18 protein-coding genes and 1 tRNA gene are annotated in these 18775 nt (G+C 66.1%); 12 read left to right on the top strand and 7 right to left on the bottom strand.

Going from position 1 to position 18775, the window contains the following annotated elements; all coding sequences use genetic code 11:
• Positions 1 to 56: 56 nt before the first annotated feature.
• Positions 57 to 1037 carry an SDR family oxidoreductase gene (locus A6F68_RS11450; RefSeq protein WP_067680152.1) on the top strand — a complete coding sequence of 327 codons (981 nt, stop codon included), beginning with the start codon at positions 57 to 59 and terminating at the stop codon, positions 1035 to 1037.
• Here A6F68_RS11450 and A6F68_RS11455 read toward each other — a convergent pair.
• Positions 1034 to 2086: a magnesium transporter gene (locus A6F68_RS11455; RefSeq protein ID WP_067680155.1), complete on the bottom strand. Its 1053-nt coding sequence runs from the start codon at positions 2084 to 2086 to the stop codon at positions 1034 to 1036. The two genes, A6F68_RS11450 and A6F68_RS11455, sit on opposite strands and share 4 nt — an antisense overlap.
• Positions 2087 to 2238: 152 nt before the next feature.
• Between A6F68_RS11455 and ychF the strand changes: the two genes are divergently transcribed.
• The 3 genes from ychF to A6F68_RS11470 are packed head-to-tail and all read left to right on the top strand — an operon-like array spanning position 2239 to position 4720.
• The gene (ychF, locus tag A6F68_RS11460) at positions 2239 to 3339 is read left to right on the top strand and encodes a redox-regulated ATPase YchF (protein ID WP_067680158.1); all 1101 of its coding nucleotides are present in this window, start codon (positions 2239 to 2241) and stop codon (positions 3337 to 3339) included.
• 56 nt (positions 3340 to 3395) lie between these two features.
• On the top strand, positions 3396 to 4193 hold the full coding sequence (locus tag A6F68_RS11465; protein WP_067680161.1) for a DUF1206 domain-containing protein: 798 nt from the start codon (positions 3396 to 3398) through the stop codon (positions 4191 to 4193).
• Positions 4194 to 4252: 59 nt separating this feature from the next.
• A complete protein-coding gene (locus A6F68_RS11470; RefSeq protein ID WP_067680164.1) occupies positions 4253 to 4720 on the top strand; it encodes a MaoC family dehydratase in 468 nt (155 codons plus the stop codon).
• Between the two features lies 1 nt (position 4721).
• On the opposite strand, the gene A6F68_RS11475 is transcribed toward A6F68_RS11470, so the two are convergent.
• Complete coding sequence (locus tag A6F68_RS11475; RefSeq protein WP_157096722.1) at positions 4722 to 5222, bottom strand: hypothetical protein; 501 nt, start codon at positions 5220 to 5222, stop codon at positions 4722 to 4724.
• On the bottom strand, positions 5222 to 7021 hold the full coding sequence (gene mutL, locus A6F68_RS11480) for a DNA mismatch repair endonuclease MutL (protein ID WP_067680170.1): 1800 nt from the start codon (positions 7019 to 7021) through the stop codon (positions 5222 to 5224). The genes A6F68_RS11475 and mutL overlap by 1 nt, the downstream gene beginning before the upstream one ends.
• Before the next feature lie 191 nt (positions 7022 to 7212).
• On the opposite strand from mutL, the gene A6F68_RS11485 reads away from it, so the two are divergent.
• The 6 genes from A6F68_RS11485 to A6F68_RS11510 all read left to right on the top strand — a co-directional run bounded on the left by A6F68_RS11485 (position 7213) and on the right by A6F68_RS11510 (position 13125).
• The gene (locus tag A6F68_RS11485) at positions 7213 to 8256 is read left to right on the top strand and encodes a rod shape-determining protein (RefSeq protein WP_067682518.1); all 1044 of its coding nucleotides are present in this window, start codon (positions 7213 to 7215) and stop codon (positions 8254 to 8256) included.
• Between the two features lie 18 nt (positions 8257 to 8274).
• Positions 8275 to 9180 (top strand): rod shape-determining protein MreC, encoded by a 906-nt coding sequence (gene mreC, locus A6F68_RS11490; protein ID WP_067680173.1) that lies wholly within the window; start codon positions 8275 to 8277, stop codon positions 9178 to 9180.
• The gene (gene mreD, locus A6F68_RS11495) at positions 9177 to 9734 is read left to right on the top strand and encodes a rod shape-determining protein MreD (RefSeq protein WP_067680176.1); all 558 of its coding nucleotides are present in this window, start codon (positions 9177 to 9179) and stop codon (positions 9732 to 9734) included. Before mreC ends, mreD begins: the two co-directional genes overlap by 4 nt.
• On the top strand, positions 9734 to 11848 hold the full coding sequence (gene mrdA, locus A6F68_RS11500) for a penicillin-binding protein 2 (RefSeq protein ID WP_067680179.1): 2115 nt from the start codon (positions 9734 to 9736) through the stop codon (positions 11846 to 11848). Before mreD ends, mrdA begins: the two co-directional genes overlap by 1 nt.
• Complete coding sequence (rodA, locus tag A6F68_RS11505) at positions 11845 to 12960, top strand: rod shape-determining protein RodA (RefSeq protein WP_067680182.1); 1116 nt, start codon at positions 11845 to 11847, stop codon at positions 12958 to 12960. The genes mrdA and rodA overlap by 4 nt, the downstream gene beginning before the upstream one ends.
• 89 nt (positions 12961 to 13049) lie before the next feature.
• Positions 13050 to 13125 (top strand) — tRNA-Lys (locus A6F68_RS11510).
• Between the two features lie 6 nt (positions 13126 to 13131).
• Here the strand turns inward: A6F68_RS11510 and A6F68_RS11515 are convergent.
• Positions 13132 to 13842 carry an acyl-CoA dehydrogenase family protein gene (locus A6F68_RS11515; protein WP_067680185.1) on the bottom strand — a complete coding sequence of 237 codons (711 nt, stop codon included), beginning with the start codon at positions 13840 to 13842 and terminating at the stop codon, positions 13132 to 13134.
• Complete coding sequence (locus tag A6F68_RS11520) at positions 13839 to 14990, bottom strand: acyl-CoA dehydrogenase family protein (RefSeq protein ID WP_067680188.1); 1152 nt, start codon at positions 14988 to 14990, stop codon at positions 13839 to 13841. The genes A6F68_RS11515 and A6F68_RS11520 overlap by 4 nt, the downstream gene beginning before the upstream one ends.
• 81 nt (positions 14991 to 15071) lie before the next feature.
• Here A6F68_RS11520 and A6F68_RS11525 point away from each other — a divergent pair, with 81 nt between their 5' ends.
• Together A6F68_RS11525 and A6F68_RS11530 are read left to right on the top strand one after the other, a co-directional pair.
• Positions 15072 to 15872 (top strand): crotonase/enoyl-CoA hydratase family protein, encoded by an 801-nt coding sequence (locus A6F68_RS11525; RefSeq protein ID WP_067680191.1) that lies wholly within the window; start codon positions 15072 to 15074, stop codon positions 15870 to 15872.
• Entirely contained in the window at positions 15869 to 17068 is a 1200-nt protein-coding gene (locus A6F68_RS11530; RefSeq protein WP_067680195.1) for a CaiB/BaiF CoA transferase family protein, read from the top strand. The genes A6F68_RS11525 and A6F68_RS11530 overlap by 4 nt, the downstream gene beginning before the upstream one ends.
• Here the strand turns inward: A6F68_RS11530 and A6F68_RS15060 are convergent.
• Together A6F68_RS15060 and lpdA are read right to left on the bottom strand one after the other, a co-directional pair.
• Positions 17065 to 17229 (bottom strand): hypothetical protein, encoded by a 165-nt coding sequence (locus tag A6F68_RS15060; RefSeq protein WP_157096723.1) that lies wholly within the window; start codon positions 17227 to 17229, stop codon positions 17065 to 17067. The two genes, A6F68_RS11530 and A6F68_RS15060, sit on opposite strands and share 4 nt — an antisense overlap.
• Before the next feature lie 92 nt (positions 17230 to 17321).
• Entirely contained in the window at positions 17322 to 18737 is a 1416-nt protein-coding gene (gene lpdA, locus A6F68_RS11535; protein ID WP_067680198.1) for a dihydrolipoyl dehydrogenase, read from the bottom strand.
• Between the last annotated feature and the right edge of the window lie 38 nt (positions 18738 to 18775).

The raw sequence follows: 18775 nt of genomic DNA on the forward strand, positions 1-18775 counted from the left end.
CACGCTTGGCGCGCAAGCCGGTTGGCGATACCGTTCAGCCGCAGAGGAGACACGAGATGCCGATCGACCGCCGCCACCTTCTTGCCGGAGCCGCTGCCACCGGGGCTTTTGCCGCCGCCGCCCGAGCCACGGACAGCCGCGCCTCGCCCATGCTGACGGGCAAGTCGATCCTGATCACCGGCGCGTCATCCGGTTTCGGGCGGGCCACCGCCGAGCATTGCGCGCGCCTGGGCGCCAAGGTCTTCGCCACGATGCGCAACGTGCCCCGTCCCGAGGCCGAGGAACTTCGCAAGCTGGCGCGGGACGAAAAACTCGACCTGACCGTGCTCGAGCTCGACGTGCTCGACGAGGATATGGTGAACCGCGCGGTTGCCGAAGCCGAGCGACAGGCCGGTGGCGGGCTCGACGTGCTGGTCAACAACGCCGGGATCGGGATCACCGGTCCGGTCGAGGTCCAGGACATGGAGGCGACCCGCCTTGCCTTCGACACCAACGTCTTCGGCTATCATCGGCTCGCCCGAGCGGTCCTGCCGGGCATGCGCGCCCGCAAGAGCGGTCTGATATTCGCCATTTCGAGCCAGCTCGGCCGCGTCATAGCGCCCTTTGCCGGGCACTACTCGGCGACCAAGTTCGCGGTGGAGGCGATGTTCGAGCAGCTCGCCTACGAAGTCGCCCCGCACGGGATCGAGGTCTCGATCATCGAACCTGGTGGCTACCCGACGAAGGTCTGGGTCAATCGCAACCGGTATTCGGCGGAGCTGAAAGCCCGGACAAACGAGCGGCACGCCGCTGGCTATCCCGGAGTGGTCGCCCGCATGGGCAGCGAAGACGGCTCGGGCCGAACGGCCGACGTCATGGACATTCCCCGGGCCATTGCCGAGATCGCCGCCATGCCCGCGGGATCGCGTCCCCTTCGCAGGCCGGTGAGCGGCGGCTCCATCCCCCAGACCGAGATCAACGAAGTTTCGAAGAAGGCCCAGCTCGCCATGCTGGGCCGCTCGCCGATGGCGGAATGGGTGCGCGGCGTGCTCGACTAGGGCGCGGGCATCATCGCCGTCGCCAGCGACAGGAAAATGCCCATGCTGGCAACGTCGCTGGCGGTGGTAAGGAATATGCTCGACGCGGTCGCCGGGTCGGCACCGAGCCGCTTCAGCGTCAGCGGAATCAGCGCACCGGCGATGCCCGCCACGCTGCACGCGATGATCATCGCAAGAAACACGACGGCCGCCAGCGTGAAGGGCTGCTGCTCGCCGGTGATCGTCGCATAGACGAACATTCCCGCGCCTGCCGTCAGGCCCACGAGACCGCCGTTGAGGAAGCCCAGCATGCCTTCCTTGCGCACCAGGTCCCGCTCCATTCCGGGCTTGACGTCGCCCAGCGTCATGCCCCGGAGCGCGACGGCCAGCGCCTGGCATCCGGTATTGCCGGTTTGCCCCGCCATCACCGGAAGAAACACCGCAAGGATCACGAGCCGGCTCAGTGTATCCTCGAACGCGCCGACCACGGCGGCGGCGACGAAGGCGGTCAGCAAGTTGATCTGCAGCCACGGGTGCCGCAGTTTAAGGCTGCGCGTGAGCGAAGTGCCCATGCGCTCTTCCTTGTCGACGCCGACCATCGAGCCCGATTGGGCCGAGATCTCCACCGCCCGGTTCGCGAAGAGGTCCGAACCGCGTACGAGCCCGACCAGACGTCCTCCCTCGCCCACGACCGGATAGACCGGAAAGTGCTTGTGCAGCGCCAGTTTTAGCGCCTCGGTCAGCGGCAGCGAGGCGTCGAGCGCGAACGGATCGGCGATCATGATGGCCTCGAGCGCGGTGTCCGGCTCGGCCAGCAGCATTTCGCGCATGACGACGAGGCCGAGCAGCCTGCCCCCGTCGTCGACGACGTAGATGTAGGTGATGAAGGCTGACTTGACCTGCTCGCGCAGTGCCTCGGTCGCTTCGCGGACGGTCACCTTCGGGCCGAACAACCCGACGGGCGGATTCATGAGGTCGGCCACGCTTTTTTCGCGACCGGTCGAAGGCGCCGATTCCGGCAGTTGCGCAAAGTCCTCGCCGTCCAGTGCTGCCGCCGCGGTCGCGCTCATCCGACTACCCCTTGCGCACGAATTTCGGTGCGCGAAACGAGACTTACCGCAACGGTGCAAAGGCGCAACACGGGAAATCGCCTTCCGGGGTGGCGCGCGACAATCTCGCCCGCTAAGGCGCGCGGCGCACCCTTCACGAGGACGATATCACGATGGGATTCCGCTGCGGAATCGTCGGACTGCCCAATGTCGGCAAGTCGACCCTGTTCAACGCCCTGACCGAAACCCAGGCCGCGCAGGCGGCGAATTATCCGTTCTGCACGATCGAACCCAACGTGGGCCAGGTCGCCGTGCCCGACGAGCGGCTGGACAGTCTGGCGGCGATCGCCGGCAGTGCGAAGGTCATCCCGACCCAGCTCGGCTTCGTCGACATCGCGGGCCTTGTGAAGGGGGCGAGCAAGGGCGAAGGGCTCGGCAACCAGTTCCTCGGCAACATCCGCGAAGTCGACGCCATCGTCCATGTGCTGCGCTGCTTCGAGGACGACGACATCCAGCACGTCGCCAACAAGGTCGATCCGATCGCCGATGCCGAGGTGGTCGAGACCGAGTTAATGCTTGCCGACCTCGAGAGCCTCGAGAAGCGCGTGCCCGCGGCGCAAAAGCGCGCGACGGGCGGCGACAAGGAGGCGAAGGTCATGGCGAGCGTGCTCGGCCAGGCGCTGGAACTGCTCCGCGAGGGCAAGCCCGCCCGGCTGACCGAGCCCAACGGCGAGGACGAGGCCAGGGTTTTCGCGCAGGCGCAGCTCCTGACGGCGAAGCCGGTGCTCTACGTTTGCAACGTCGCCGAAGAGGAAGCTTCGGAGGGCAATGCGCTGAGCGCCCAGGTATTCGAAAAGGCCAAGGCGGAAGGTGCCGAGGCGGTCGTCGTGTCGGCTGCGATCGAGAGCGAGCTCGTCTCCATGCCGGTCGAGGAACGCGCCGAGTACCTCGAGGCGCTCGGCCTTACCGAAAGCGGCCTGAGCCGGGTGATCCGGGCTGGCTACAAGCTGCTGGGCCTCAAGACGTTCTTCACAGCAGGCCCCAAGGAGGCGCGGGCGTGGACCTTCCCCGCGGGAGCGAAGGCCCCGCAGGCGGCCGGCGAGATCCACACCGACTTCGAGCGCGGCTTCATCCGTGCCGAAACCATCGCGTTCGACGATTACGTCGCGCTCGGCGGCGAAGCCGGCGCCAAGGAAGCCGGCAAGCTGCGCCAGGAAGGCAAGGAATACGTCGTCCAGGACGGCGACGTGATGATGTTCAAGTTCAACGTCTGACTACCTCGGGCACCTTCTCCCGCCTCGTCCGTTGGGCGCGAAAGGGAGTTTGCGGCATGGTCGATAAGTCAGAGAAATTCAGCTGGTTCGTGCGCCTGGGATACGCCGCGCGCGGCGTGGTCTACATCCTGCTCGGCTACATCGCGCTCTCGACCGTCGGCAAGGCCGACGACGGGCAGGCAGCGGTCTTCGACATGATGCAGGACGTGCCCTTCGGCACGCCGCTCCTTTACCTCATCGCACTCGGCCTGCTCGCCTACGCGGCCTTCAAGGCAATCGACGCGGCGACCGATATCGAGAATCACGGTGACGATGCGAAGGGCAAGGCAAAGCGCATCGGTGCGGCCGCAAGCGCGATCGCGCACACACTCCTGGCCTGGACCGCCTACCAGTTCGCGAGCGGCACGAAGCAGCAGTCCGAAGGCGCCGGTGGACAGAGCCAGGAAACGGCGAGCACCTTGTTGTCATGGGACCTCGGTGCGCTGGCGCTCGGCATTGTCGGCGTTGGCTTCATCGTCGGTGCTGCGATGCAGGCGAAGTCGGCCTGGACTGCCAGCTTCATGAAGCACATCGGCGGCGGCGCTCCGCGACATGTGAAACCCATCGGGCGAGCCGGTCATGCGGCACGCGCGATCGTGTTTCTCCTCATCGGATGGTCGCTGGTGAAAAGCGCGTGGCTTTCGCAGTCCAGCGAGGTGAAGGGCCTGGGCGAAGCGATCGTGGCACTCAGCGGCAGCGGTATTTACTCGCTGGTGGCGATCGGCCTGATCTTTTTCGGCGTGTTCAGCCTGATCACGTCGCGCTACCGGATCATTCCCGACATCCAGAAGGGCGATCTCAAGCCGCACCTCTGACTTTCCCGGCGTCGTCATTCGATTAATGAGGCCCCTGACATTTCGTAGGGGGATTCGGCTTGCAGTATTTCGAGGACATCCCGGTCGGCCGCACGAACAGCTTCGGGCGGTACGAGGTCACGCGCGAAGAGGTGCTGGACTTCGCCAGCAAGTACGATCCGCAAGGGTTCCACCTCGACGACGAGGCGGCAGCGAAGACCCACTTCGGCCGCATCTCGGCGAGCGGATGGCACACGTGCGCCATGACGATGGCGATGCTGGTCGAGAACATGCAGAACAACCGGCAGGCCGGTCTCGGATCGCCCGGGATCGACAACCTGCGCTGGATGAAGCCGGTTTTTCCCGGCGACGTCCTTCGGTGCGAAACCACCGTCATCGAGAAGCGTCGCAGCCGTTCGAGGCCCGAAATGGGCATCTTCAAGTCGCAGATTCGCGTATTCAACCAGAACGACGAGCCGGTGCTGGAGATGGTCTCCAACGGCCTCGTGCAGGTGCGCGACCCTGACGCCCCGATAGCGGACGGCTAGATCAACTCCCGCACTGGGCGATACCGTTGGCCTGGTAGACTATCTGGTCGCGGTCGTTCTTGAGCACGAACCGCGCTGGGAAGTTGACCGTCTCGATACCGTCCTGTTCCCCTTCCTCCGAGGCCAGGTCGAGCGTGAAGGACCATGCGCCCGCCGTGTATTTTCCCTTCGCGCCCAGCGGCAGGTCGCCGCTGCCCGCATCGGGGGCGAAGGTTTCCATTTCGCCGTCGATCTTCATGAAGCCGCGCGCAGGTTGCGCCAGGACGATCGCCGCCATGCTGCCCTCGGGCGCGAAATTGCAGCCGGCACCGAACAGGTCGTAACGCTCGATGTCGGGGTAGAGGATCTTGTCGGGCGTCACCGGTACCGGAGGTGCTTCCTGCGCCGCCTTGACCGCGGCTACGTCGGCATCGTCCATCCGCTGCTGCTCCGCTGCGCTGGGCTCCCGCTCGCCGCAACCCGCCGCCAGCACCGCCAGCGCCATGACCCAGACTGACCGCATCAATGCCTCCCGAAGAGCTTCTCGACGTCTTCCATGCGGAGCTTCACCCACGTCGGGCGGCCGTGGTTGCACTGTCCGGACCGCGGCGTGCGTTCCATTTCGCGCAGCAGGGCATTCATCTCCGCCACGGACAACGTGCGTCCCGCCCGAACGCTCCCGTGGCAGGCCATCGTCGCGAGAACGAGGTCGAGCTTTTCGCCGAGCAGCAGGCTTTCGCCGTGCTTCGCGATGTCATCGGCTATATCGCGCAGCAGCCTGTCCGGATCGGCTCCTGACAGCGCATGGGGCACGCTGCGCACGAGCATGGCGCCAGGGCCGAACCGTTCGATCGCCAGCCCGAGGTCCGCGAGCCTATCGGCCGCTCCTTCGAGCCGGTCGCAGTCGACTTCGTCCATCTCGACCACGTCGGGGATGAGCAGCGCTTGCGCCCGCGCGGTCGCCTCGCCCGCGCCCGCGGCCTTCAGACGTTCAAGTACGAGCCGCTCGTGGGCGGCATGCTGGTCGACGATGATCAGCCCATCGGATGCCTCGGCCACGATGTAGGTCTGCGCCACTTGCCCGCGCGCGATGCCGAGCGGGTAATCCTCGGCCGACTCCGGCAGCGGCGCGGCCTCTTCCGCCCTCCCTTGTGGACGGTCCAGCACATCGCCTTCATAGGCGCGCCACGCCTGCGAGGCTTCGCGCACGCTTGTCGAAGGTCGCGACCAGTCGCGGCCGGAGAAAATCGACGCGAGTGCGGGCGCGACCTCTCGCACCGGTTCGCTCTGCCACCGCCCCATCGCCGCGGCATCGGGCGCCTGTGCGCTGCGCCGGTCTCCGCTCGCCAGCGATTGGCGCAAGGCCGAAACGATGAAGCCGCGCACGCCCCCGGCGTCGCGAAACCTGACCTCGGTCTTGGCAGGATGGACGTTGACGTCGACGTCTTCGGGCGGAATGTCGAGGAACAGCGCAAGCACCGCGTGGCGGTCGCGCGCGAGCATGTCGGAATAGGCACCGCGCACCGCGCCGACGAGCAGCCGGTCCTTCACCGGTCGTCCGTTGACGAAGAGGTACTGGTGGTCGGCGACCCCGCGGTTGTACGTCGGCAGGCCCGCAATCCCGCCGAGCCGCATACCGTCCCTCTGCTGGTCGATCGCGACGCCGTTGTCCTTGAGCTCGCGGGCCACGACCTGTGCGACCCTGTCGGTGAGATCCTGCGCGGGCTGCAGCGAAAGGACCGTCCGCCCTGCGTGATCGAGCGTGAACCCGATCTCGGGCCGGGCCATCGCCAGCCGCTTCACCACGTCGAGGCAGGCAGCATACTCGCTGCGCGCCGAGCGCAGGAACTTGCGCCGCGCCGGGACCTTCGCGAACAGGTTCTCGACACGCACGCGGGTACCCGGAGGAAGGGCGGCCGGCCCATCTTCGATCACCATCCCGTGATCGACCACGCGCCGCCAGCCTTGTTCGGCCCCCCGCACCCGGCTCTCGAGCGTGAACTTCGCAACGCTTGCGATGCTCGGCAGCGCCTCTCCGCGAAAGCCCAGCGTGGCGACGAGTTCGATGCTTTCGTCCGGCAACTTGGAAGTCGCGTGCCGCTCGAGCGCCAGCGCCATCTCGGGAGGCGCCATGCCGCACCCGTCGTCGGTTACTTCGATCCGGTCGAGACCACCTTCGTCCAGTACGACAGCAATGCGCGTCGCCCCCGCGTCGATCGCATTCTCGACAAGTTCCTTGAGCGCCGCCGCCGGTCGCTCGACCACCTCGCCTGCGGCGATGCGGTTGACGAGGCTTTCCGGAAGGCGGCGGATTTCGGCCATTAACCGCACCTAGCGACCAAACGTCAGAAATTCGAGGCGATCCGTTCAGATTGCCGGGGACGGGCGGAGAAAATTTTTGGCCTTTTGGGGAGTGTTTCGATAAGGGACGCCCATCCCCCGTCACTCCCGGGTCGTGACGCCGCAGGATTCTGCGGCAAGGGCCTGAAATTTCATACGGAATGCGCAACGCAATGGGCTTTTTCTCGAATCTTCTGAAATTCGGCTCGCAGAACATGGCGATCGACCTCGGCACAGCCAATACGCTGGTCTACGTCGAGGGTCAGGGCATCATCCTCAACGAACCCTCGGTCGTCGCGATCGAGACGCAGAACGGCATCAAGCGCGTCAAGGCGGTGGGTGACGACGCGAAGATGATGATGGGCAAGACGCCCGACAACATCGAGGCGATCCGCCCGCTGCGCGACGGCGTCATCGCTGACATCGAAATTGCCGAAGAGATGATCAAGCACTTCATCCGCAAGGTCCACGGCAAGAAGAGCCTGCTGCGCTACCCGGAAATCGTGATCTGCGTGCCCTCGGGCTCGACCTCGGTCGAACGCCGCGCGATCCGCGATGCCGCCTCGAACGCAGGCGCATCGCAGGTCTACCTGATCCTCGAGCCGATGGCCGCGGCGATCGGGGCCGACATGCCCGTGACCGAGCCGGTCGGCAGCATGGTCGTCGACATCGGCGGCGGCACGACCGAGGTCGCGGTGCTTTCGCTGCGCGGTCTCGCCTACACGACCTCGGTCCGCACCGGTGGCGACAAGATGGACGAGGCGATCGTCAGTTACGTGCGCCGACACCACAACCTCCTGATCGGCGAAGCGACCGCCGAGCGGATCAAGAAGGACTATGGCATCGCGCGTCCGCCCGAGGACGGGATTGGCGAAGTGATCACGATCAAGGGCCGCGACCTCGTCAACGGCGTGCCCAAGGAAATCCAGATCAACCAGGGCCACATCGCCGAAGCGCTCAGCGAACCGATCGGTGCGATCGTCGAGGGCGTTCGCATCGCGCTCGAGAACACCGCGCCGGAGCTGGCGGCCGACATCGTCGACCAGGGCATCGTGCTGACCGGCGGAGGCGCGCTGATCAGCGGGCTCGACGATCATTTGCGCGAAGAGACCGGCCTCCCCGTCTCGATCGCGGAAGATCCGCTGTCGTGCGTTGCCATCGGTACCGGCCGCGCCATGGAAGATCCGGTCTACCGCGGCGTCTTGATGACCGCCTGACCTGAAGGGTAAGTTGAGATGGCGCCGCCTTCTTCACGGCGCTCCGGGCATTCGCGCAGGGCGCAATACGGACAGTTCACGGGCTATGTGCTCGCCGCGATCGGCGCTGCGCTGGGCGCGGTGCTGCTCGGCGTATCGCTGTGGCGTCCCACTTCGTTCAACGGTCTGCGCACCTCGGCTTCGGACGCGGTCGCGCCGGTCGGCGAAGCGAATGCCGCCGTGCGGACGGGCGGTCAAAGCTGGATCGATGCGATCGGCGGCTACTTCGCGGCCGGCAGCCAGAACGCCGAGCTGCGCAAGGAAGTCGAACTCGCCCGCATTCGGCTGAAGGAAGCCGACGCGGTTCGCACCGAAAATGCGCGACTCAAGGCACTGCTGGGTTTCCGCGAATCGGAAATCAAGCCGGTCGCGGTGGCGCGGCTCGTCGGTTCGACCGCAGCCAGCACCAGGCGCTTCGCCTATCTCGGCGCGGGACGCGAACAGGGCGTGGGTGTCGGCATGCCGGTGCGCAGCCCTCGCGGCGTGGTCGGCCGCGTCCTGGAAGTGGGTGACGACAGCGCGCGCGTCCTTCTCCTGGCCGACACCGAAAGCGTCATCCCGGTTCGCCGCTCGAAGGACGAGGTCGTGGCATTCGCCGAGGGGCGCGGTGACGGCAAGCTGCGCATTCGCCTCATCAACCTCGGCATCAACCCGCTCAAGAAGGGCGACGTGTTCGTGACCAGCGGCGCGGGCGGCTATTACCGTCCCGGCATTGCCGTCGCGATCGTGCAGCAGGTGACGGCCGACGGCGGCGTCGCGGCGGTCATCGCCGATCCCGCGGCGACGGACTTCGTTTCCGTCGAGCCGATCTGGCAGCCGCGCGCCGTCGAAGCGGCGCGGACCCCGGTAAGCGAGGCTGTCGGCGAACAGGCTGGCGCCGAATGATCGGCGAACTCTCCAGCCGCGCACGGCGCGACCGATACGGATCCAAGATCAACCGCACGCATTCGCCGATCCGGGCCTATGTCGTGCCGTGGGCTTCGATCATGATCGGATCGCTGCTGCCGGTTTTCTTCCTTGCGAGCGCCGTACCGCTCGTGCCGCCGCTCGGCTTCCTCATGCTTGTATCGTGGCGGCTGGTCAGGCCCGGCCTGCTGCCCGTCTGGGCCGGGTTCCCGCTGGGCCTGTTCGACGACATGTTCAGCGGACAGCCATTCGGCAGTGCGATCATGCTGTGGTCGGCCACCATGATCGCAATCGAAATTCTCGAGACCCGGTTCCCCTGGCGGGGCTTTTTCCAGGACTGGGCGGTTTCCGGCCTGCTGGCGTGTGGTTACCTCGTCGTCGCCGCCCTGTTCTCTGGCGGCCAGATCGGGGCGATGATGCTGGCCGTGCTCGTACCGCAGGCGGTCTTTACCCTCGCGCTCATACCCGTCCTCGCCCGCTTCGTCGCCGGACTCGACCGCTTCCGGCTGGCGCGTGTGCGAGGGGTCGACTGATGGCGCTGCGCCGCCGCCGCGCCCGTCGCGCCAAAGCCATCGTGAGCCCGGCCACGCTGGGCGCCGCATTCGAGCGACGCTCGTTCGTCATCGGCACATTCCAAGCCGGTATCGGTGTGCTGCTGGCGGCGAGGATGAGCTACCTGTCCATCTTCGAGAACGAGAAATACCGGCTCGAGGCAGAGAGCAACCGCGTCAACCTTTCCTTGATCCCGCCGCGGCGCGGCTGGATACTCGATCGCAACGGCGCGCCGCTCGCGTCCAACAAGGCCGACTTCCGCGTCGACATCATCCCCGACCGGATGCCCGATCCCAAGGGCCAGATTGCCACGCTCGCGCCGATCCTGGGCCTGACGCCCGAGCGCATCCGCGATCTCCACGACAAGATCGACGGGGCGCACGGTTTCCAGCCGATCGAGGTTGCCAGCGGCCTCAACTATGAGCAGTTCGCTGCGATCAGCGTCCGCCTGCCGGACCTGCCCGGGGTGGTCCCGCAACGGGGCTTCTCGCGCTTCTATCCGACCGGACCGGCAGTAGGTCACCTGATTGGCTTCGTTGGCCCCGCGAACGCCGAGGAGTACGAGAAGGACCGCAATCCGATCCTGATCACGCCGGGCTACAAGATCGGCAAGGACGGCGTCGAAAAGCAGTTCGAGCAGCGGCTGCGCGGCGTGCCCGGCGCGCGGCGCGTCGAAGTGACCGCGTCGGGCCGGATGGTCCGCGACCTTGCCACGCGCGAGGACGTCCAGGGCAAGCCGGTGCAGCTTACGATCGACGGGCCGCTCCAGGATTATGCGGCGCGGCGCATCGGGCTCGAATCGGGCTCGGTCGTGGTCATGGATTGCGCGACCGGCGACCTGCTCTGCATGGCCTCGATGCCCAGCTTCGATCCCAACAGCTTTTCCGACGGGATCGGCCGGGTCGAATATTCGATGCTCAGCCAGGACGAGCGGGTGCCGTTGCGCAACAAGGTGCTGAAAGGCCTGTATCCGCCCGGCTCCACGGTAAAGCCCATGGTCGCCATGGCCTTCCTCGAAGCAGGGTTGGACCCTTCCGCATCGGTGGGATGCGCAGGCGGGCTTCGCGTGGGCAACCGCGTGTTCCACTGCTGGAACCGCCGCGGCCACGGTACGGTCGACATGGCCAAGGCGATCTACCAGTCATGCGACGTCTATTTCTATCACTTCGCGCAGAAGCTCGGGATGGACGTAATTTCCCCGATGGCGAAGCGCTGCGGCATGGGCCAGGAATTCCCCCTGCCGGTCATCAGCCAGTTCTACGGAACGGTCCCCGATCCCGCGTGGAAGCTCAAGAAGTACGGGCAGGAGTGGCAGCCATTCGATACGGTGAACGCGACGATCGGCCAGGGTTACATGCTCGCCAATCCGCTACAGCTGGCGGTCATGGCGGGACGTTTGGCCACGGGGCGCAAGCTGCTTCCGCGGATGGTGCTCGACCCGAAGCAGCCGCAACCGCCGTCGATGAATTTCCACGGCAATCACGTCGAAGTCATCCAGCAGGCGATGAGCGATGTGGTCAACGGCCCCGGTACCGCCGGTCGTGCCAAGCTGCCCATCGACAATGTCCTGATGGCCGGCAAGACAGGGACCGCACAGGTGGTCGGCCTCAACATCTCTTCCGGCAAGGGCGGCATCTGGAAGTATCGCGACCACGGGTTGTTCATATTCTTCGCACCGTTCGACAAGCCGCGTTACGCAGGTGCGGTGGTGATCGAGCATGGCGGGGGGTCGGGCGCTGCCTATCCCATCGCGCGCGACGTGATGACCTTCATGTTCGATCCCCAGAAGGGGATGGAGGCCCTCTACGCGCTGGAAAAGGAGTGGGGCGGCACCGCGCAGCAGCGGCTCGAAAGGCGCTATGCCACGTTCGCCGCAGCAGCGGGCGAGAATATCGGGCGGGCTCCGCGCCGGGTGGAAGACGTGTTCGCGCGCGTCGATGCAGAATCGCGCGCCGCGCAGACCCGGCCCCAGCCCCTCGAAACCGAAGCTTTCACGCCCCCGCCGGAGCCGGTCGGCCCGCAACCCGCGGCGACCACCGCGCCGCAGCCTGAACCATCGCCGTCGATCGGGCCCGAAGCCCCGGAGCCGCGATGAACTCGGTCATCCCTGCACCGATCGCCAGGCAGCCCTGGGCCATGCTGGCCCCGCTGATCCTGCTCACCCTTTTCGGTGCGGCGGTGCTGTTTTCTGCGGCAGGCGGCAAGGTCCAGCCCTTTGCGCTGTCTCACCTGATCCGCTTCGCCGTGTTCCTCACGATGGCCAGCGTGATGACCCTGTTCAGCCGGGATTTCGTCCGAATGCTTGCCTATCCGGCTTTCGGGATCATCCTCGTCATGTTGATCGGGGTGGAAGCGATCGGGTTCGTCGGCGGCGGCAGCCAGCGATGGCTCGACCTCGGGATCATCGTTCTTCAGCCATCCGAGCTGATGAAGCCCGCGGTCGTCCTCGCGCTGGCGCGCTTCTATGGCGACTTGCCCTCGGGCATGGTGCCGACGTGGCGCTCGGTCGTGCCCGCAGGGGTGATGATCGCCTTTCCGATGATCCTCGTTCTCGCGCAGCCGGATCTCGGCACCGCGCTCGCGATCGGGTTCGGTGGGGCGATCGTCATGTTCCTCGCCGGTTTGCCGCTCAAGTGGTTCGTAGGCGCGGGCGTGGCGGGGGCTGCCCTTGCACCCGTGGCCTTTTTCTTCGGCCTGAAGCCGTATCAGCAGAAGCGGGTGTTCACGTTCCTCGATCCCGAAAGCGATCCGCTTGGTGACGGTTACCACATCACCCAGTCCAAGATCGCGATCGGCTCGGGCGGGTTGTCCGGCAAAGGATTCAACGAGGGGTCGCAGAGCCACCTCAACTATCTTCCCGAACCGCATACTGACTTCGTCTTCGCGACGATGGCCGAGGAGTGGGGCCTGATCGGCGGGCTGTTCGTGCTCGCCTGCTTTTTCCTCATCCTGCGATGGGGCTGGAGCGTGGCATTGGCTTCGCAGGATCGCTTCGCGCGCCTCCTTGCCGGCGGCATGGTGGCGACCATCTTCTTCTACGTTTGCATCAACCTGATGATGGTCATGGGCCTCGCTCCGGTGGTCGGCATCCCCCTGCCGTTCATGAGCCACGGCGGCAGCTCCATGATGACCAACATGATCTGCCTGGGCACGCTGATGATGGTGCACCGCTGGAACCGCAAGGCCGGACGGAGAGGCCTCGGCTAAAGCCCTTGGCAAGCGCGATTGGGACGCTATATGCGCCTCTCCCGACGATTCGGGGCCGCGCAAAAACGCCGCCTCAAAGCTGACGGTACGGACGCATAGCTCAGTTGGTAGAGCAGCTGACTCTTAATCAGCGGGTCCTAGGTTCGAGCCCTAGTGCGTCCACCATCCTCTTCAGAACAGCGCGGAGCGGATCCAGTCGAGCGCATCGTCTTGCGAGGCGAGCGCGGCGCGCCCCAGCTTCTGCGCCCAAAACGTCTCACCGCCGCCGTCCGTCCGCCATGCATGCAGCCGCCGGGTGAATAGCTGAAGGTCGTATTCGGCGCTGATGCCGATCGCTCCGTGAACGGCATGGGCCGTGTTGGCGATCAGGGGCGCATACGTGGCCGCAACCGTCTTGGCGAGAGCGGCCTGTTCGCCCGAAGGCCAATCGCCCTGCGCGGCAAGGTCGACCGCCAGTCGCACGGCAACGACATATTCGGCCATGACAGCGAGTTGCTGCTGAATGGCCTGCTGGCGCCCGATCGGCTTGCCGAACTGGACCCGCTGGGCCGCGTGATCGACGCTCATCGCAAGCACCCGGTCGGCCGCCCCCGAGATGGCAGCGGCAAGAAGCAGCGCACGCGCCGGCCCGCTCTCCCGCCCTGACCGATCGATCATCGTTTGGGCAATGCCCAGCGGGGCGCCGCGCTGCCCGATCGCGCGCCAGAGCGGCACCACGTCCGCCAGCGACAGTCCGCCGGGCACAAGCGCATCGAGAAAGCCCGACGCCTCGACCTCCGACAGCTCTGCGGCCCAGTCTGCCCCTCCATCGATCGCGCGGACCCGCTGGAGCGGGAACAGCCGGTCGAGCATCGCCTCGAAGGGTGCCAGGACCTCGCTCATCGCAGGCCCATTCCTCGCGCGATAATCCCGCGCAGGATTTCGCGCGTACCCCCGCGCAGCGAGAAGCTGGGCGCCACGAGGGTGAGGTAGCGCAAGGCGGCGACCAGGTCGGGAGAGACCGCTTCGCCGTGGTGCGCTGCAAGATCGTCGGCGATCGCCAGAGGAAGCTCCTGCTCGAACGACGTTCCAAGGTCCTTGACGATCGATGCCTCGACCACCGGGCTCTCGCCTGCCGCCAACCGTCCGGTGCACGCCAGAGACATGGCCCGCAGGGCCGCCAATCGCGCAACGAGACCACCCACGAGGGCTGCGGTCGCATCATCTGTCCGCCGTGCTGCCCGCAAGTGAGCGATCCACGCATCGAGCACCACATGGCTCGAGTAGATCCGCTCGGGTCCGCTGCGTTCGAACGCGAGTTCGGCGGTCACCTGGCTCCAGCCCTGTCCTTCGGCCCCGACGAGAGCCTCATGAGACAACGCGACGTTGTCGAAGAACACCTCGTTGAAATGTTCGTCGCCAGCCAGGTCCGTGATCGGGCGGATCGTGACGCCGGGGGACCTGAGCGGCACGATGAGCTGTGAGAGTCCGGCGTGACGGTCTTCCGGTCCTCCCGAAGTCCTCACCAGCGCGATCATGTAATCGACGTGGTGCGCTCCCGTCGTCCAGAGCTTCTGGCCGTTGAGCACCCACCCGCTATCGGTCTTCTCCGCCCGCGTCCGGACAGCGGCGAGATCGGACCCGGCGCCGGGCTCGCTCATGCCGATGCAGAACAATGCTTCGCCCCGGCAGATCCGCGGCAAGTAGTCGCGCCGCTGGTCCTCGGTCCCGTAATTGAGGATCAGGGGCGCGCTCTGGCGATCGGCGATCCAGTGGGCCGCCACCGGCGCTCCCGCAGCAAGCAACTCCTCAACGACCACGAACCTGGCAAAGGGTCCCCGCCCTCCGCCGCCGTATTCACGGGGGAGCGTGAGCCCGAGCAGTCCCGCCGCACCTAGCGTGCGACTGAACGCAGGGTCGAAGCCCATCCACGATCGCGCCCGCTGTTCGAGGCTCATCGAGGCGACTGCCTCGCGGGCAAGCGCACGGACATGCGGACGAAGGGCTTCGTCTTCCGGCGGGATTGCGGCGAGGCTCAGACTGTCGAACATCTGACCCCTGTGTGCTGCAGTCCGCCTCTCGCTGCAATCCCGCGCATTGCGGCACGGTAACGCGCTGGGTAATGCCGGGCCATGAGCAATTTCCTCAAGATCGAGCGCGAAGGCGCGGTGCTGACCGTCACGATGGATCGGCCGGAAGACCGCAACGCCATCACCGACCCGGACCAGAGCGCGGAATTCGTAGCTTTGGCGGACAACCTCGCGCGCGACCGATCGGTCCGTGCGATGGTGCTGACCGGTGCAGGCAAGTCGTTCTGTGCCGGCGGCAACGTCAAGTCGATGCGCGACAAGACCGGGCTGTTCGCCGGCTCCCCGTTCGACCAGAGGACCCACTACCGCACCACCGTGCAGACGATCGGCAAGGCGTTGTGGGAGCTCGAGGTGCCGGTCGTCGCGGCGATCAACGGGCATGCGATCGGCTTGGGCCTCGACATCACCCTGATGTGCGACGTGCGGGTGATGGCGGAGGACGCCCTGGTCGCCGAGAGCTACGTGAAACTCGGCATCATTCCCGGAGGCGGCGGAGCGTGGCTTCTGCCGCGCGTGGTCGGGTTGTCGAATGCCAGCCGGATGACGTTGACGGGGGAAACGATCGATGCGGCGACAGCGCTGCGATACGGCCTCGCTAGCGAGGTGGTGCCGACAGCGCAGGTCTTGCCGCGTGCGCAGGAGCTTGCTCATGCAATCGCAGCCAATCCGGGGCACGCGACCCGCATGGCAAAACGCATGATGCGCGAGGGGATGGACCAGAAGTTGCCGACCCATCTGGAAATGGCGGCAGCCTATCAGGCGCTGTCGCACCATACCGAAGACCATGTGGAGGCGATCGATGCCTTCCTCGCCAAGCGCCAGCCGGAGTTTCGCGACCGGTGAGCGGCGCCCTCGACGGTATCCGTGTCCTCGATCTTTCGCGCGTCCTCGCCGGGCCGTGGAGCACCCAGGTGCTTGGCGACCTTGGGGCTGAGGTGATCAAGGTCGAGCAACCGGGCGCGGGGGACGATACCCGCGCGTGGGGCCCGCCTTTCCTGCCTGATTCGCAGGACTCGGCGTATTTCTCGTGCGCCAACCGCAACAAGCGTTCGATCGCGATCGACATCGCATCGCAGGAGGGCGCGGACCTCATTCGCCGTCTCGCCGCGGTGTCCGACGTGTTGGTCGAGAATTTCCGGGTTGGCGGGCTGGCGAAGTACGGCCTCGACTACGACGACCTGCGCGCAATCAAGCCAGACCTCGTGTGGTGTTCGATCACCGGGTTCGGGCAGACCGGCCCCGAGAAGGACCGCGGTGGATACGATTTCCTGATCCAGGGCATGAGCGGGTTGATGAGCGTGACCGGCGCGGCGGACGGGCCACCGACGAAGGTGGGGGTGCCGATCAGCGACCTCACCACCGGGCTCTACGCCGCGATCTCGATCCTCGCGGCGCTGCGTCATCGGGACCGCACCGGAGAAGGCCAGCGGATCGACCTCGCATTGCTCGATGCGCAGGTCGCGCTGATGAGCAACCAGGCGGCCAACTGGCTCAACGGGGGGTCCGAGCCGCGACGGCTGGGCAACCAGCATCCCAACATCGTTCCGTACCAGGTCTTTGCCTGCGCCGATGGCGACATCCTGATCGCCACCGCGAACGATCGCCAGTTCGGGAAGCTGTGCCGCGTGCTTGGGCTCGACGCATTGGCCGGAGACGAGCGGTTCGCGGCCATGAAAGACCGGGGTGCGAACCGCGACGCCCTCCTCGCGGAGCTTGAGCCGGTCATCGGCGGCTGGCAGTCGGAGGCGCTTGTGACCGCGTTGAACGATGCAGGCGTACCGAGCGGCCGCGTGAACACGGTGCCCGAAGCTTTGGCCCATCCACAGGTCGCCGCACGGGGTCTTGTCGGATCGCTCGAGCGGGCGGACGGCAGCGAGGTCGGGTTCGTCGGCTTCCCGGCACTTCTGTCAAGAACCCCTGCAACGTACCGCGCCGCCCCCCCTCGTGCGGGAGAGAACGGCGATGACGTGCTGCACGATGTGCTCGGAATCACCGAAAGCGAGGTGGCCAGCCTCCGCGAGGCGGGCGTGGTTGCCTAGGACAGCGGTTCTTGATCCGGAATCCGGATCGCTCGGTCGATCATGTCCGGCCGGGTCAACTCGGCATCGAAGCGCTGGCGCTGCGGGCTGATGAACCGGTCCGAATAATGATGGGCTGCCAGAATTCCGGCATCCGGACGTTCCTCGATCTCGAATTCCATCAGGCGACTCCTCTCGCCCCGTGAAACGGAGGCAGTCTTGCCGAGTTCCGGAAATTTGCGACGAGTTGCAGAGACTTGCGATCAGTCGAGGCTCAAATGTGCAGCGCCCGTCCGTAGGCGGCGAGCACGCTTTCGTGCATCGATTCAGAGATGGTGGGATGCGGGAACACAGTGTTCATCAGCTCGGCCTCGGTCGTCTCGAGCGTCTTGCCGATGACGTAGCCCTGGATCATCTCGGTGACCTCCGCGCCGACCATGTGTGCGCCAAGCAGTTCGCCCGTCTTCGCGTCGAACACGGTCTTCACGAAGCCTTCGGCCTCGCCCAGCGCGATGGCCTTGCCGTTGCCGATAAAGGGGAAGGTGCCGGCCTTGACCTCGTAGCCCGCCTCTTTGGCCTTCGCCTCGGTCATGCCGACGCTGGCGATCTGCGGGTGGCAATAGGTGCACCCCGGGATGTTGTTGCGGTCGAGCGGGTGCGGGTGGACGTCCTTATTGCCCAATTCCTTGGCGATCGCTTCTGCCGCGGTGACGCCCTCGTGGCTCGCCTTGTGCGCCAGCCACGGGCCGGGGGTGCAGTCGCCGATCGCCCAGAGGCCCTTCGACTTCGTGCGGCCGTAGGGATCGATCTGGATGAACCCGCGGTCTAGGTCGGCGAGCTTTTCCAGCCCCACGTCCTCGGTGTTCGGGACGATGCCCACCGCGACGATGCAGTGGGTGAAGTCGCTCTCCGCGACCTTGCCCGCCTTGTCCTTGATCTTCGCCTTCACACCGGTGGCGGAGACCTTGATATCCTCCACGCCCGCGCCGGTCATGATCGTCATGCCCTGCTTGGTCAGGCTCTTTTCGAGGAAGGCGGAGACGTCCTTGTCCTCGACCGGCACGATCCGGTCGAGCATTTCCACGACCGTCACCTCGCAGCCCATGTCGTTGTAGAAGCTGGCGAATTCGATACCGATCGCGCCGCTGCCGATCACCAGCAGCTTCTTCGGCATTTCGGGCGGGGTCATCGCGGTGCGATAGGTCCACACCCGCTTCCCGTCGGCCTTGGCAAACGGCAGGTCGCGCGCGCGGGCGCCGGTGGCGACGATGATATGCTTGGCGGTGAGCTTCTCCTCACCCTTCTCGCCCTTCACGGTCAACGAAGTCGGGCCGGTCAGCGTGCCCTCGCCCATATGCACCGCGATCTTGTTCTTCTTCATCAGGTGCGTAACGCCCTGGTTGAGCTGCTTGGCGACGCCGCGGCTGCGCTTGACCACCGCCTCGAGGTCCGCCTCGATCGTGCCGGCGATCTTCAGGCCGTAGTCCTTGGCGTGCTGGGCATAGTGCAGGATCTCGGCAGAGCGCAGCAGCGCCTTGGTCGGGATGCAGCCCCAGTTGAGGCAGATCCCGCCGAGCAGCTCACGCTCCACGATCGCGGTCTTGAGGCCGAGCTGCGCGCAGCGGATCGCCGCGACATAGCCGCCGGGGCCGCTGCCGAGCACGATGACGTCGTATTGGGTGTCAGCCATGGGAAACCTGTCTGTGAGTGGGGCCCGTGTCACAACGA

Source organism: Tsuneonella dongtanensis, from assembly GCF_001698205.1.
GTDB lineage: Bacteria > Pseudomonadota > Alphaproteobacteria > Sphingomonadales > Sphingomonadaceae > Tsuneonella > Tsuneonella dongtanensis.

Coding starts and splice junctions, on each gene's coding strand:
- A6F68_RS11450 (WP_067680152.1), top strand. CDS start 57: ATGCCGATCGACCGCCGCCACCTTCTTGCCGGAGCCGCTGCCACCGGG.
- A6F68_RS11455 (WP_067680155.1), bottom strand. CDS start 2,086: ATGAGCGCGACCGCGGCGGCAGCACTGGACGGCGAGGACTTTGCGCAA.
- ychF (WP_067680158.1), top strand. CDS start 2,239: ATGGGATTCCGCTGCGGAATCGTCGGACTGCCCAATGTCGGCAAGTCG.
- A6F68_RS11465 (WP_067680161.1), top strand. CDS start 3,396: ATGGTCGATAAGTCAGAGAAATTCAGCTGGTTCGTGCGCCTGGGATAC.
- A6F68_RS11475 (WP_157096722.1), bottom strand. CDS start 5,222: ATGCGGTCAGTCTGGGTCATGGCGCTGGCGGTGCTGGCGGCGGGTTGC.
- mutL (WP_067680170.1), bottom strand. CDS start 7,021: ATGGCCGAAATCCGCCGCCTTCCGGAAAGCCTCGTCAACCGCATCGCC.
- A6F68_RS11485 (WP_067682518.1), top strand. CDS start 7,213: ATGGGCTTTTTCTCGAATCTTCTGAAATTCGGCTCGCAGAACATGGCG.
- mreC (WP_067680173.1), top strand. CDS start 8,275: ATGGCGCCGCCTTCTTCACGGCGCTCCGGGCATTCGCGCAGGGCGCAA.
- mreD (WP_067680176.1), top strand. CDS start 9,177: ATGATCGGCGAACTCTCCAGCCGCGCACGGCGCGACCGATACGGATCC.
- mrdA (WP_067680179.1), top strand. CDS start 9,734: ATGGCGCTGCGCCGCCGCCGCGCCCGTCGCGCCAAAGCCATCGTGAGC.
- rodA (WP_067680182.1), top strand. CDS start 11,845: ATGAACTCGGTCATCCCTGCACCGATCGCCAGGCAGCCCTGGGCCATG.
- A6F68_RS11515 (WP_067680185.1), bottom strand. CDS start 13,842: ATGAGCGAGGTCCTGGCACCCTTCGAGGCGATGCTCGACCGGCTGTTC.
- A6F68_RS11520 (WP_067680188.1), bottom strand. CDS start 14,990: ATGTTCGACAGTCTGAGCCTCGCCGCAATCCCGCCGGAAGACGAAGCC.
- A6F68_RS11525 (WP_067680191.1), top strand. CDS start 15,072: ATGAGCAATTTCCTCAAGATCGAGCGCGAAGGCGCGGTGCTGACCGTC.
- A6F68_RS15060 (WP_157096723.1), bottom strand. CDS start 17,229: ATGGAATTCGAGATCGAGGAACGTCCGGATGCCGGAATTCTGGCAGCC.
- lpdA (WP_067680198.1), bottom strand. CDS start 18,737: ATGGCTGACACCCAATACGACGTCATCGTGCTCGGCAGCGGCCCCGGC.